Annotated in this window: 10 protein-coding genes; 6 read left to right on the top strand and 4 right to left on the bottom strand. The window is 46.0% G+C overall.

Going from position 1 to position 13,580, the window contains the following annotated elements; all coding sequences use genetic code 11:
* The first annotated feature begins 17 nt into the window (after positions 1-17).
* Together purL and ICN35_RS01670 are read left to right on the top strand one after the other, a co-directional pair.
* Positions 18-4,064, top strand: a complete 4,047-nt coding sequence (purL, locus tag ICN35_RS01675; RefSeq protein ID WP_216123739.1) for a phosphoribosylformylglycinamidine synthase — start codon at positions 18-20, stop codon at positions 4,062-4,064.
* Between the two features lie 19 nt (positions 4,065-4,083).
* Positions 4,084-4,839 carry a spermidine synthase gene (locus ICN35_RS01670; protein ID WP_216123872.1) on the top strand — a complete coding sequence of 252 codons (756 nt, stop codon included), beginning with the start codon at positions 4,084-4,086 and terminating at the stop codon, positions 4,837-4,839.
* Between the two features lie 83 nt (positions 4,840-4,922).
* On the opposite strand, the gene ICN35_RS01665 is transcribed toward ICN35_RS01670, so the two are convergent.
* The 3 genes from ICN35_RS01665 to ICN35_RS01655 form a co-directional block, all read right to left on the bottom strand.
* Positions 4,923-7,508, bottom strand: a complete 2,586-nt coding sequence (locus ICN35_RS01665; RefSeq protein ID WP_216123737.1) for a bifunctional aconitate hydratase 2/2-methylisocitrate dehydratase — start codon at positions 7,506-7,508, stop codon at positions 4,923-4,925.
* 143 nt (positions 7,509-7,651) lie between these two features.
* A complete protein-coding gene (locus tag ICN35_RS01660; RefSeq protein WP_255535671.1) occupies positions 7,652-7,816 on the bottom strand; it encodes a superinfection immunity protein in 165 nt (54 codons plus the stop codon).
* A 29-nt stretch (positions 7,817-7,845) separates the two neighbouring features.
* On the bottom strand, positions 7,846-8,292 hold the full coding sequence (locus ICN35_RS01655; RefSeq protein WP_216123734.1) for a DUF2147 domain-containing protein: 447 nt from the start codon (positions 8,290-8,292) through the stop codon (positions 7,846-7,848).
* Positions 8,293-8,377: 85 nt separating this feature from the next.
* Between ICN35_RS01655 and ICN35_RS01650 the strand changes: the two genes are divergently transcribed.
* From ICN35_RS01650 to ftsB, 4 genes are read left to right on the top strand one after another with little or no spacing between them, the layout of a single operon-like run.
* Entirely contained in the window at positions 8,378-10,039 is a 1,662-nt protein-coding gene (locus ICN35_RS01650) for a CTP synthase (protein ID WP_216123733.1), read from the top strand.
* Positions 10,040-10,048: 9 nt separating this feature from the next.
* A complete protein-coding gene (gene kdsA, locus ICN35_RS01645; protein WP_216123732.1) occupies positions 10,049-10,927 on the top strand; it encodes a 3-deoxy-8-phosphooctulonate synthase in 879 nt (292 codons plus the stop codon).
* Between the two features lie 36 nt (positions 10,928-10,963).
* Positions 10,964-12,250, top strand: a complete 1,287-nt coding sequence (gene eno, locus ICN35_RS01640) for a phosphopyruvate hydratase (protein WP_216123731.1) — start codon at positions 10,964-10,966, stop codon at positions 12,248-12,250.
* Positions 12,251-12,263: 13 nt separating this feature from the next.
* Positions 12,264-12,569 (top strand): cell division protein FtsB, encoded by a 306-nt coding sequence (ftsB, locus tag ICN35_RS01635; protein WP_216123730.1) that lies wholly within the window; start codon positions 12,264-12,266, stop codon positions 12,567-12,569.
* A 4-nt stretch (positions 12,570-12,573) separates the two neighbouring features.
* Here ftsB and ICN35_RS01630 read toward each other — a convergent pair whose 3' ends face one another.
* On the bottom strand, positions 12,574-13,539 hold the full coding sequence (locus ICN35_RS01630; RefSeq protein WP_216123729.1) for an Hsp33 family molecular chaperone HslO: 966 nt from the start codon (positions 13,537-13,539) through the stop codon (positions 12,574-12,576).
* Positions 13,540-13,580: the final 41 nt, after the last annotated feature.

Here is a 13,580-nt window from a genome sequence, read left to right as displayed (position 1 = left end):
AACCTTATAATCTAGGGATGTCTTTTTTCCACTTTTTGCCTGGCGCTGATGCGCTTTCCCCGTTTCGTCAACAACGACTTTTAGCCTCAATAGCAGCCCAAGGAATTGAGCTGGAGTCTATTGAAGCCCAGTTTCTTCACTTCATTTGGTCTGAAGCACAACTGAGCAGTCAAAATCAAGAAGTCCTTGCAAGTTTATTGACCTATGGCCAACCCTTTATTTCGAAAATCGGTGAAGGCAAATCTTGGTTAGTTCTAGCCAATAGTGGGCCCAGAGTTGAGCACAGCACAATTATGATTCCCCGTTTAGGCACGGTTTCTCCTTGGGCAAGTAAGGCAACCGATATTGCTCTGCAATGCGGCTTGCCTATATTACGAATCGAACGCGGAGTTCAATTTTCCTGGAAGAGTAAAAAAGGATTAAACCCAGAACAGTTGCAATCTGTTTTGACTGCAGTACACGATCGCATGACAGAAACAGTGATTGATGCGGTTGAGGCTGCAAATGATCTTTATCAAACTTTGGATGATCGTCCATTAAGCCGCATTCCTGTTCTGACCGAGGGTCGTTCGGCTCTAGATAAAGCCAATCAAGAATTGGGCTTAGCCTTATCGGATGATGAAGTTGCCTATTTAACAGAGAACTTTGTACGCCTTGAGCGTAATCCTAGCGATGTAGAGCTCATCATGTTTGCGCAAGCCAATAGTGAGCATTGCCGTCATAAGATCTTCAATTCCACTTGGACAATTGATGGGGATGATCAAGAGCGGTCTTTGTTTGCCATGATCCGCAATACACATCAACTCCAACCAGAAGGGACGATTGTTGCCTATTCTGATAATTCAGCAGTCATGGCTGGTTGTGAATCTGAAACTTGGAGTCCTCAAGGCGCTGATCATCGCTACGAAAAAGATACGCGCTTAGTTCATACCTTGATGAAGGTAGAAACTCACAATCATCCAACAGCAATTGCGCCTTTCCCTGGCGCTTCTACTGGTGCTGGCGGGGAGATTCGGGATGAGGGTGCCACTGGCGTAGGCGGTCGTCCTAAGGCGGGATTAACTGGCTTCTCAGTGTCAAACCTCAATATTCCTGGAACTGATCTTCCTTGGGAGAGCGAACAATACGGCAAGCCTGAACGGATTGCCACACCTTTGCAAATTATGATTGATGGCCCACTGGGCGGTGCTGCATTCAATAATGAATTTGGTCGTCCAATTTTGGGTGGCTACTTCCGGGTTTTTGAGCAAACCTTAGACGGTACGCGTCGCGGTTATCACAAGCCCATCATGATTGCAGGTGGCATTGGCAGTATTGATGCCATACATACTGCAAAAAAAGCAATTCAATCTGGACACTTGTTAATTCAACTGGGTGGTCCGGGCATGCGGATTGGCATGGGTGGCGCAACTGGTAGCTCAGTAGCTACTGGCACCAATACAGCAGATTTAGATTTTGATTCAGTACAGCGCGGTAATCCAGAAATGGAGCGACGTGCACAAGAAGTGATTAACGCCTGCCGAGCATTAGGTGAGAAGAACCCCATTGTGTCTATTCATGACGTTGGCGCAGGCGGGCTATCCAATGCTTTCCCTGAGTTGGCTGATGGTGCGGGTTTAGGTGCTACCTTCAAGCTGCGCAGCGTTCCCCTTGAAGAGAGCGGTATGAGCCCTGCTGAGATTTGGTGTAATGAGTCTCAAGAGCGTTATGTACTAGCGATTGAGGCCAAAGACCTCGATTTATTTAAATCTTTTTGCGAGCGTGAACGCTGCCCATTTGCCGTAGTTGGCGAAGCAACTACCGAGCGTCAATTGCAATTAGTCGATTCGAAACATCCGTCAGGCACAGATTCTGCATTACCGATCGACATGCCGATGGAAGTTTTGCTGGGTAAGCCTCCCCGCATGCATCGTGATGTGAAACGTGTTCACCAAGAATTTACAGAACTTGATGTTATTGATACAGATCTAGCGCAATGCATTGCTTGGGTGCTACAGCAACCTACAGTTGCAAGTAAATCGTTCTTAATCACTATTGGCGATAGAACCGTTGGTGGTTTAAATGCTCGCGATCAATTTGTAGGTCCATGGCAAGTACCTGTTGCAGACTGTGCTGTCACTTTGATGGACTACAAGGGCTACCGTGGCGAAGTGATGTCTATGGGTGAAAGAACCCCATTGGCAGTTATTGATGCCCCAGCAGCAGCGCGTATGGCAGTTGGTGAGGCGTTGACCAATTTATTGGCAGCAGATATTCGTCGTCTTGAAGATGTCAAATTATCTGCTAACTGGATGGCTGCTTGCGGTGCTCCAGGCGAAGACGCGAAGTTATATGACTCTGTTAAAGCCGTTGGTATGGAATTGTGTCCCGCCTTGGGTATCTCGATTCCAGTAGGAAAAGATTCATTGTCTATGGCAACCGAATGGCGTGATGGTAGCGAGGCCAAGAAAGTGGTCGCCCCTGTTTCTCTCATTATTTCTGCGTTTGCTGCTGTTCAAGACGTTCGCAAAACAGCAACACCATTATTGCAATTAAAAAATCAAGATGGATCAGTATTAGAAACTGAGTTGATTCTGATTGACTTGGGTCGCGGTCAGAATCGTATGGCTGGCAGTATCTTGGCACAAGTACTCAATCAATCTGGTAAGTCAGCGCCCGATCTAGACTATCCAGAAGATCTCAAGTCATTGGCTAAAGCAATAATTGAGTTGCGCAAAGAAAATAAATTGCTTGCCTATCACGATCGTTCTGATGGTGGCTTGCTGGCTTGTGTAGCCGAGATGGCATTTGCATCGCATACGGGTGTTTCTATCAATGTCGATATGATTGCAGTCGATGCAGGCCATGAGCCAGATTACGGTGATGCGAAAAACTGGTCGCAGCAAGTATCTGGCCGTCGACATGAGCAAACCATTCGCGCTCTATTTAATGAAGAGCTCGGTGCCGTTATTCAAATTCGTAGGGAAAATCGCGATGAAGTCTTTGCAATTTTGCGTCAATTAGGTCTGAGTGCTTATAGTCATGTGATTGGCAAGCCTAATACCAATGGGCGAATTGAGATTTGGCGCGATGCTAAGAATATCTTTGCAGAACCGCGTGAGGTATTGCACAAGATGTGGAGCAATACGGGCCATCAAATAGCCCGTTTACGCGATAACCCAGCCTGTGCGGACTCTGAATTTGCACTCTTGGATAACTTATCTGATCCTGGCATGTCGCCAAAGCTTACGTTTGATGCTGCAGAAAATATTGCCGCACCATTCATCGCAAAAAATGCGAGACCAAAAGTAGCCATTTTGCGTGAGCAAGGCGTTAACTCCCATGTAGAAATGGCTTATGCCGTCAATTGGGCTGGATTTGATAGTTACGACGTTCATATGTCAGACTTGCTCAGTGGTAAAGCGAAGCTGGATGATTTCCGTGGTCTTATCGCGTGTGGGGGATTTAGTTACGGTGATGTTTTAGGTGCCGGTGAAGGTTGGGCAAAAACCATTTTATTCAATCAAAAACTACGAGATCAATTCTCCAATTTCTTTAATCGCCAAGATAGTTTTGCCTTAGGCGTTTGCAATGGCTGCCAAATGATGAGCAATCTGGCAGGGATTATTCCTGGTGCTGAGGCTTGGCCGAAGTTCACCCGTAACCAGTCTGAGCAATATGAAGCCCGTTTAGTCATGGCAGAAGTGCTCGCATCGCCTTCCATCTTTACTCAAGGCATGGAAGGTAGCCAACTCCCAATCGCAATTGCACACGGCGAAGGATTTGCCAATTTCAGTAAACAGGGAAGCTTAGATCAGATTACCCAGCAGGGCTTAGCAGCATTACGCTTTGTTGATCACCAAGGCAATCCAACGGAGATCTATCCAATGAATCCCAATGGATCACCTGGGGGCTTAACTGGAGTCACTACCGCTGATGGTCGCTTTACAGTGTTGATGCCTCATCCCGAGCGGGTATTCAGAGCAGTACAAATGAGTTGGTGCCCACCAGAGTGGTTGGATACGCCAGATGGCGCTAGCCCTTGGTTGCGTTTGTTCCGCAATGCACGTCGCTGGGCTAATTAAACCCCACTAGATGATGTTGATGGAGCCAGTGACCTTTTCAGAAAGTGGGGGAGTACGCTATCTGCATTTTGGAACTGAACTCATTCAAGGGGCAATGCGTATTCGAGATCCTGATGAAATCTATCTTGAATATAACCAGCAAATGATGGCTTGGTTACTATTTTTAGAGACCAAACCTGGTATGAAGGTGGCGCAATTAGGTTTGGGTACGGGTGCATTGGCAAAGTTTCAACATCGTCACTGTCCGGCAGTAAAAACAACGGTAGTTGAACTCAATCCTGCGGTCATAGTGGCTGCTCGATCTATGTTTTTTATGGCGAATGATGATCGTAGGCTGGAGACACTGCAGGCTGATGCTAAGACGTTTGTTCAATTGAACCAATATAAGAATCAATTTGACGCAGTTCAGGTTGACCTGTATGACGCTATATGTGATGGACCTGCCGCAAGCTCATTGGAGTTTTATCAAGGTTGCTTTGACATTCTAAATAGTCCTGGCGTAATGACGGTGAACCTATTCTCACGCCATCAAAGCTTTGATATCAATCTTCAGAATATCTGTGAAGCTTTTGATGACCGTGTTTTATTGTTTCCAGAATCGCATGATTGCAATGTTGTCGCAATCGCATTCAAAGGTCCTCAGTTAGAAGCCGAATGGCAGGATGTTTCAAAACGTGCAAAGCTCATTATGGAAAAGACGGGCTTACCTACGAATAAGTGGGTAACTGGTATCAGTCGCGAAAATGCGCGCCAAGAAAATAAACTCTCGATTTAATCGTTTGGGATCTAAAAGAAAAAGGTGATCACTTAATCACCTTTTCTATTTTCCAACTTCTTGCTAGCTTGGGATGTTGAGTATTACACCGCTACCGTATCAGCAACGTCGCTAAATGACTTAATCTTGTCGAAGCTCATATATTTATAAACATCGCCAGCCTTAGCATCAAGCGCTTTTACTTGTTCCAAGTATTCAGCAGGAGTGGGTAAGCGACCCAAGAGGGCTGCTACAGATGCTAATTCGGCAGAAGCCAAATACACACGGGTATCAATACCTAAGCGATTAGGGAAGTTGCGGGTAGAAGTCGATACCGCTGTAGAACCCTTACGAATCTGAGCTTGGTTACCCATACATAATGAACAACCTGGGCTCTCCATACGTGCACCCGCTGCACCTAACATGCCGTAGTAGCCTTCTTCCATCAAGATCATCGCATCCATCTTGGTAGGAGGTGCTACCCATAAACGGGTTGGCATATCTTTCTTGCCTTGTAATACCTGTCCAGCAGCGCGGAAGTGGCCAATGTTAGTCATGCATGAGCCAATGAAGACTTCATCAATCTTATCGCCAGCAACTTCAGACAATATTTTCACATCATCTGGGTCGTTAGGGCAAGCAAGGATAGGCTCTTTAATTTCATCGATATTGATTTCGATGATCTCAGCATAGTCTGCATTCGCATCAGCTTTGAGTAATTGTGGATTTGCAATCCAAGCTTCCATGGCTTTAATACGACGTCCAAGAGTACGCTTGTCTTCATAACCATTGGCAATCATCCACTTCATCAAAGTGATGTTGGACTGCATGTACTCAATGATAGGTTCTTTATTTAGATGAACAGTGCAGCCGCCAGCAGAGCGTTCAGCAGAAGCATCAGACAATTCAAAGGCTTGCTCAACTTTCAGATCAGGTAAGCCTTCGATTTCTAAAATGCGACCAGAGAAAATATTCTTCTTACCTTGCTTCTCAACTGTCAGCAAACCCTTTTTGATTGCGTACAAAGGGATTGCATTTACTAAGTCACGCAAGGTAATGCCAGGCTGCATCTTGCCTTTAAAACGCACCAATACAGACTCAGGCATATCTAATGGCATGACGCCAGTAGCAGCTGCAAAGGCAACTAAGCCTGATCCAGCAGGAAAGGAAATGCCGATTGGGAAACGGGTGTGGCTATCGCCACCAGTACCGCAAGTATCGGGAAGAAGTAAACGGTTTAACCAACTGTGAATCACACCGTCACCTGGGCGTAATGCAACGCCGCCACGATTTGTCATGAATGGTGGTAATTCGTGTTGTGTACGAATATCCACTGGCTTTGGATAAGCGGAGGTGTGACAAAAAGACTGCATGACCAAGTCAGAAGAGAAACCCAAGCAAGCCAAGTCTTTTAATTCATCACGTGTCATCGGACCGGTGGTGTCTTGTGAGCCAACAGTGGTCATGCGTGGTTCGCAGTAGGTGCCGGGACGGACGCCTTGACCTTCTGGCAAGCCACAGGCACGACCCACCATCTTCTGGGCCAAGCTGAAACCTTTGTTGTTATCAGGCGGACTTACTGGGAGGCGGAATTCAGTGGAAGCTGGTAAACCCAATGCCGCGCGAGCTTTAGCCGTCAAGCCTCTACCTACGATCAAAGGAATACGTCCACCCGCACGGACTTCATCCAAAATCACTGGGGATTTGAGGGCGAAAGTAGTAATCTCTTGACCGTTCTTAAATACTTTGCCTTCGTAAGGGCGGAGTTCAATCTCATCACCCATATTCATTTGCGATACATCCAATTCGATTGGGAGTGCGCCAGAATCTTCCATGGTATTAAAGAAGATTGGAGCAATGTTGCCACCCAAACAAACGCCACCAAAGCGCTTGTTTGGTACGAATGGAATATCCTGACCAGTCCACCAAAGAACAGAGTTAGTTGCAGACTTACGTGATGAGCCAGTACCCACCACATCACCAACGTAAGCAATTTGATTGCCTTTTTTCTGGAGGGTGGCGATTTGCTTCATCGGGCCGCGAACACCAGATTCATCAGGCTCAATACCTGGACGTGGGTTCTTCAGCATGATCGTTGCATGCAAGGGGATATCTGGACGACTCCATGCATCAGGCGCAGGAGAGAGATCGTCAGTATTGGTCTCACCAGTGACTTTGAATACTGTGAGCTTTAGGCTTTCTGGAACAGCAGGGCGACTCGTAAACCACTCTGCATCAGCCCAGCTCTTCATTACTGCTTTAGCGTTAGCATTACCTTTTTCGGCTAGCTCATGCACGTCATTGAAATAATCAAACATCAAAAGTGTTTTCTTGAGGGCTTCGGCGGCAGCTGTACCGCATCCGGCATCCGTCAACAGCTCAACCAATGGTTTGATGTTGTAGCCACCAAGCATGGTGCCTAATAATTCAGTTGCTTTGACACGCGAAATCAAAGGAGACTTTTCTGTTCCTTTAGCAACGGTATCTAAAAATTCTGCTTTGACCTTGGCGGCATCATCAACCCCTGCTGGAACGCGATTGGTAATAAGCTCTAATAGTTCAGCTTCCTTACCCGCAGGAGGACTTTTGAGTAACTTTACTAATTCAGCAGTTTGATCCTTGGTCAGGGGAAGAGCTGGAATCCCAAGAGCTGCTCTTTCAGCAACTTGTGCGTTATAGGCTTCTAACATTGTGTTTCCTATGAGGTAAAAGTAATCAATAGAAAGGCCAAAAGGGCATTTTCACCCGAATCTTTCAATTATAGTGACTAATTCAAGTCTTATATAAGAGTTTAAACCCTATTGATCATCAAAACCGACCGTTTTGACCAAAACTAGATCACTTGCTCTTCTTTCAGAGCCCAAACTAGAGAAACTACCCAACCAATGAGTGACCATCCTAAAAACAGGTTTAAGGCAAATATGGCCCCTGTGTTGGCCCGTCTCTTATTAAAAGCGATGGCAAAAGGCAAAAAGTAAAAAAGGGATAGCAGAGTCATTAGGACCGAAAATAGAAGACGCATGGCGCTTATCTTTCACGAATCCAAGTCTGGGTTCTGCCCAGCAAGGGAATTCCAATGTATGCGCGCAGATCTAATTTGGCCCCTTGTTCCTTAAGCTTCATCTCAGCGCGGTAAATTTCACCATCGTCTGGGTCCAATATATGACCGCCAGAATAGGAATCCCCCGTCTTTTTTAGGCCAGATAGAATTTCCATCCCAATGACTGCCTTGCCTTTACGGTAATCACTGCATTTTTCGCAGGTAGGGAGCGCACTTGGATCTAGTAATTTGGTAACCACCCCTGAAAATAGGCCATTCTTCTCGGTGATGAGGACAATAGCTGCCGGCTGATTGGTGTCATCGTCAAAAGTCTTCCAAGACCCCGCAATGGAGTCTGTTGTCTGAGATGAGATGACATTGACCCCTAGGGTCAAAATACTTGCAACAAAGACGAAAAATAGAGGTTTTTTCATAGATTTTTTCAATATAACCTTCTTTAGATTTCTGTAAAAGAGGATTGCTATCGTTATAATTACTTTTTCCAACAGAGCTTAAGCGATGACTAAATACGTTTTTGTCACTGGTGGTGTGGTTTCTTCTCTAGGGAAAGGAATCGCAGCTGCCTCGCTTGCCGCGATTCTTGAATCCCGCGGCCTGAAAGTCACCCTCCTAAAATTAGATCCTTATATCAACGTTGATCCTGGCACGATGAGTCCTCTCCAGCACGGCGAGGTTTTCGTGACTGAAGATGGCGCAGAGACTGATTTGGATTTGGGTCACTATGAGCGTTTCGTGTCGGCAAAGATGCGTAAAAGTAATAACTTCACTACTGGTCAGATTTATGAGTCAGTGATCAGTAAAGAGCGTCGCGGCGAATACCTTGGCAAAACAGTTCAGGTTATTCCACACATCACAAATGAAATTCAAGCCTTTGTAGAGCGTGGCGCTAAAGCAAGTCATGATGGCAAAGCGGATATTGCTATTTGTGAAATTGGCGGTACTGTGGGTGATATCGAATCACTCCCTTTTTTAGAGGCTGCGCGGCAGATGAGCCTGCGTTTGCCCACTCATAGTTGCGCATTTGTGCATTTAACTTTGGTGCCCTACATTAGCAGTGCGGGTGAGTTAAAAACCAAGCCCACTCAACACTCGGTTCAAAAATTACGTGAGATAGGCATCATGCCAACGGTATTACTTTGCCGTGCTGATCGACCCATTCCAGATGATGAGCGTGCCAAGATTTCTTTATTTTCGAATGTGCGCGAAGAAGCAGTGATCTCGGTATGGGATGTCGACACGATTTATAAGATTCCAGAAATGCTTCATGCCCAAGGTATGGATGATTTGATTTGTCGTGAGTTACAAATTGATGCTAAACCAGCCAATCTGGCTGTGTGGGCTAAATTGGTTTATGAGTTGGCCAATCCCAAGCATGAAGTGACTATCGGCATGGTTGGCAAGTATGTAGAGCTAACTGAATCCTATAAATCTCTCATTGAGGCTTTACGCCATGCAGGTATTCATACGCATACTCGCGTGAACATCAATTACATCGACTCCGAAGTAATTGAAAAAGATGGGGTTGACTGCCTTAAAAAGCTTGATGCAATTTTGGTTCCAGGTGGCTTTGGTAAGCGTGGTACAGAAGGAAAAATCGCTGCAATCCGTTATGCCCGAGAAAACCATGTACCTTATTTAGGTATTTGCTTAGGTATGCAATTGGCCGTGATTGAGTTTGCGCGTCACGTGGCAAACATTACGAAAGCCAATAGTACTGAATTTGACCCTGACACGGATAGCCCTGTTGTCGCTCTCATTACTGAGTGGCTGGATAGAGAAGGGCGTGTTGAGAAGCGCACCAACGATTCTGATCTTGGTGGTTCCATGCGTCTTGGTTCACAACGTTGTCCAGTAAAAGCGGATACCTTAGCGCATCGCATCTATGGTGCGGAGGTCAATGAACGTCATCGGCATCGCTATGAGGTAAACAACATCTACGTACCAAAACTTGAGCAGTCAGGTTTGATTATTTCTGCGCGCACTCCAAACGAGTCTCTGCCAGAAATGATGGAGCTTTCAGAATCCATGCATCCCTGGTTCTTTGGTGTGCAATTTCACCCAGAATTCACCTCGACGCCACGGGATGGTCACCCATTGTTCTCAGCGTTTATCAATGCCGCGCTTGCGCATCAAGATGCTGCATTAAAACAAGTTGCCTAAGAGGAAACGATGAGCAAATTCAAGCTTTGTGGTTTCGATGTTGGTCTAGAGCATCGATTCTTTCTGATCGCAGGCCCATGTGTCATTGAGTCTGAACAATCGGCTATCGATATCGCTGGTCAATTAAAAGAAATTACTGCTACTTTAAAGATCCCATTCATTTACAAGTCTTCCTTTGATAAAGCCAATCGCTCATCAGGAACTTCATTCCGTGGCCTAGGTATGGAAAAGGGTCTTGAGATATTGGCGAAGGTAAAAAAGGAAGTTGGCGTTCCGGTACTAACGGATGTGCACGATACTACTGAGATTGCAGCGGTAGCTCAAGTGGTCGATGTTTTGCAAACACCAGCATTCCTGTGTAGACAGACTGACTTTATTCGCGCTTGCGCCCAAAGTGGTAAGCCAGTGAATTTCAAAAAAGGGCAATTTCTTTCTCCCCATGAGATGCTCAATGTCATTGAAAAAGCCAGAGCAGCAGCAGCAGAGAGTAATCTGCCGGACCAATTCATGGTCTGTGAACGCGGCGCTTCTTTTGGTTATAACAATCTAGTTTCCGATATGCGTAGCCTTGCCATCCTGCGCGAGTCCCTTGCGCCCGTGGTATTTGATGCGACTCATTCGGTGCAATTGCCAGGTGGCCAAGGAAATTCTAGTGGTGGTCAGCGTGAATTTGTTCCCGTATTGGCACGTGCCGCCATAGCCGTTGGCATTAGCGGCCTCTTCATGGAAACCCATCCAGATCCTGCAAAGGCATTATCTGATGGGCCTAATGCTGTGCCACTGAATCGTATGAAAGAATTATTAGAGTCACTAGTGGCAATCGATACAGTGGTTAAATCTAGCGGCTCTTTTTTAGAGAACAGTTTTCAGCAATTAAGTAATTTTTAATACACCCCATTTCAAATTGTTTTAAGGAGAAGGTGCATGAGCGCCATTGTTGACATCATCGGTAGAGAAGTTCTGGATTCACGCGGTAACCCAACAGTAGAGTGCGATGTATTACTCGAGTCTGGTGTAATGGGTCGTGCAGCAGTTCCATCTGGAGCATCCACGGGTTCACGTGAAGCTATTGAACTACGTGATGGTGATATGTCACGTTACTTAGGCAAAGGCGTTCTTAAAGCCGTTCAAAATATCAATGTTGAGATTGCTGAAACTATTCTTGGTTTAGATGCTAGCGAACAAGCCTTCTTGGATCACACCCTGATCGATTTGGATGGTACTCATAACAAAGCAAGGCTCGGTGCTAATGCAACGCTGGCTGTCTCTATGGCAGTAGCTAGAGCTGCTGCCGAAGAAGCAGGCTTACCTTTATATCGTTACTTTGGTGGCTCTGGTGGTATGCAATTACCTGTGCCGATGATGAACATTGTGAATGGTGGTGCACACGCCAATAACAGCTTAGACATCCAAGAATTTATGGTGATGCCGGTAGGCGCAGAAAACTTCCGTGATGCCCTACGCTGCGGCGCTGAAATTTTCCATGAGCTTAAAAAGATTATTGGCGCTCAAGGCATGCCGACAACAGTTGGCGATGAAGGGGGCTTTGCACCGAATTTCAAGAGCAATCAAGAGTGCTTGCAAACCATCATGAAGGCCATTGAGGGTGCTGGCTACCAAGCTGGTGATGATGTTCTCTTGGCTTTAGATTGTGCTGCTAGTGAGTTTTATAATGACGGTAAATACCATTTATCTGGTGAGGGCCTGCAACTGAGCTCAAGCGAGTTCTCAGACTACCTAGGCAATTTAGCGGACCAGTTCCCAATTGTCTCCATTGAAGATGGCATGCATGAGAGTGATTGGGATGGCTGGGCTGATATTACCCAGAAGTTGGGCAAAAAGATTCAGTTAGTAGGCGATGATCTCTTCGTAACTAACACCCGCATCCTCAAAGAAGGTATTGAAAAGGGAATCGCTAATTCGATCCTGATCAAAATTAATCAAATTGGCACCTTGACTGAGACCTTCGCTGCTATTGAGATGGCTAAGCGCGCTAATTACACCGCTGTGATTTCTCATCGTTCAGGTGAGACCGAAGACAGCACGATTGCCGATATCGCTGTTGGCACTAATGCTGGACAAATTAAGACGGGTTCCTTGTCACGCTCAGACCGGATTGCTAAGTACAATCAACTTTTGCGCATTGAAGAAGATTTGGGTGATGTAGCATGCTATCCTGGGAAGTCTGTGTTCTACAACTTGAAACGCTAAGCATTCAGTTTTTATGCGCATTGTTATCTACTCGATGCTGGCATTACTGTTTGCAATTCAGTACCCACTTTGGTTGGGAAAGGGTGGATGGTTAAAGGTTTACGAGATGGAAAAGCAAGTAGAGCTTCAAGAGGCTAAAAATAGCCTCTTGGCTTTGCGTAATGCAAAGCTTGCAAGCGATGTCAAAGATTTAAAAGACGGAACCCGTGCCATTGAGGAGCGCGCTCGGGTTGAGCATGGTCTTATTAAAGATGGTGAGTTTTTTGTGCAAATTCTGCCTGCTGATAAGTCTTCAGGTACTCAAGTTACCAAGCAATAAGATTTCAATGGCCGCTTGAGGGCGGTCTGGTGGCGTCACTCAACAAATCTGTTTTAAATACTTGCAGACAATCTACCGCATCAAAACGGTAAGGTTTTGCACAGAAGTCACAGATGGTTTCTACAGAGCCTTGTTCTGCCAAGATGCTTTGCACTTCCTCTTCACCCAACATTCTCAAGATATCAGCCACTTTTGTACGAGAGCAACGGCACGCAAAGCGAATAGGGCGTGCGGGAAAGCTCCTCACACCATTCTCTGCAGACTCTTCAAGGAATAAGCGTCTCAAGATGGTTTCTGGAGGAAGAGTCAATAGTTCTTCATCAGTAATTGTTTCGCCTAAAGTTTGGATGCGTGACCAGCCTTCTGCAGCGACCTGAGGATCTAAGTGAATATGGCCTCCAGAGTTTGGAAGACGTTGTAATAAAAGTCCGCCAATATGACTTTCATTCGAGGCCAGCCAAATACGGGTATCTAACTGTTCAGAATTTTGCATATATAGCGCTATTGCTTCAGCTGCGCTAGCAACAGGCTGAAGTACTTCGCCCTGATACTCTTGAAGGGCGACTATGCCTTGATAAGGCGCTTGGCCAGGCTCACGGTCTGCAGGATCTAGAGTGATCACAAGCCTGCCTGAATTACCGGCATCTAGTAATTCTCCCAAGCTTGCGCCTTCGGGTATTTCGGAGGGATCAACTGATAGTTTGACAGTGGCACGCATTGAGAGGTCGGATTTACATTCGACCACGAGTAGCTGAATAGGGCCCTTACTTTGAGCCTGGATGATGAGGGTGCCATCAAACTTTAAACTGGCACTCAGGAGTGTTGCAGCACCAACGAAGTCTCCGAGGATGCGACGTACCGCCGGAGGGTCGTTACGACGCTCCAAAACTGCCTGCCAGGCAGTGCCGATAGAGACAATTTCCCCGCGAACTGGGGCACCATCACACATAAATACAAGCAATTCATTCATAGTTCAAAGTATCATTGTTTTTTGATTTGGGTGCCTATTTG

The sequence above is a fragment of the Polynucleobacter sp. es-GGE-1 genome (assembly GCF_018882005.1).
Lineage (GTDB): Bacteria > Pseudomonadota > Gammaproteobacteria > Burkholderiales > Burkholderiaceae > Polynucleobacter.
The sequence above is the reverse complement of the archived record's forward strand: the minus strand, read 5'-3'. Positions and strand labels throughout refer to the sequence as shown.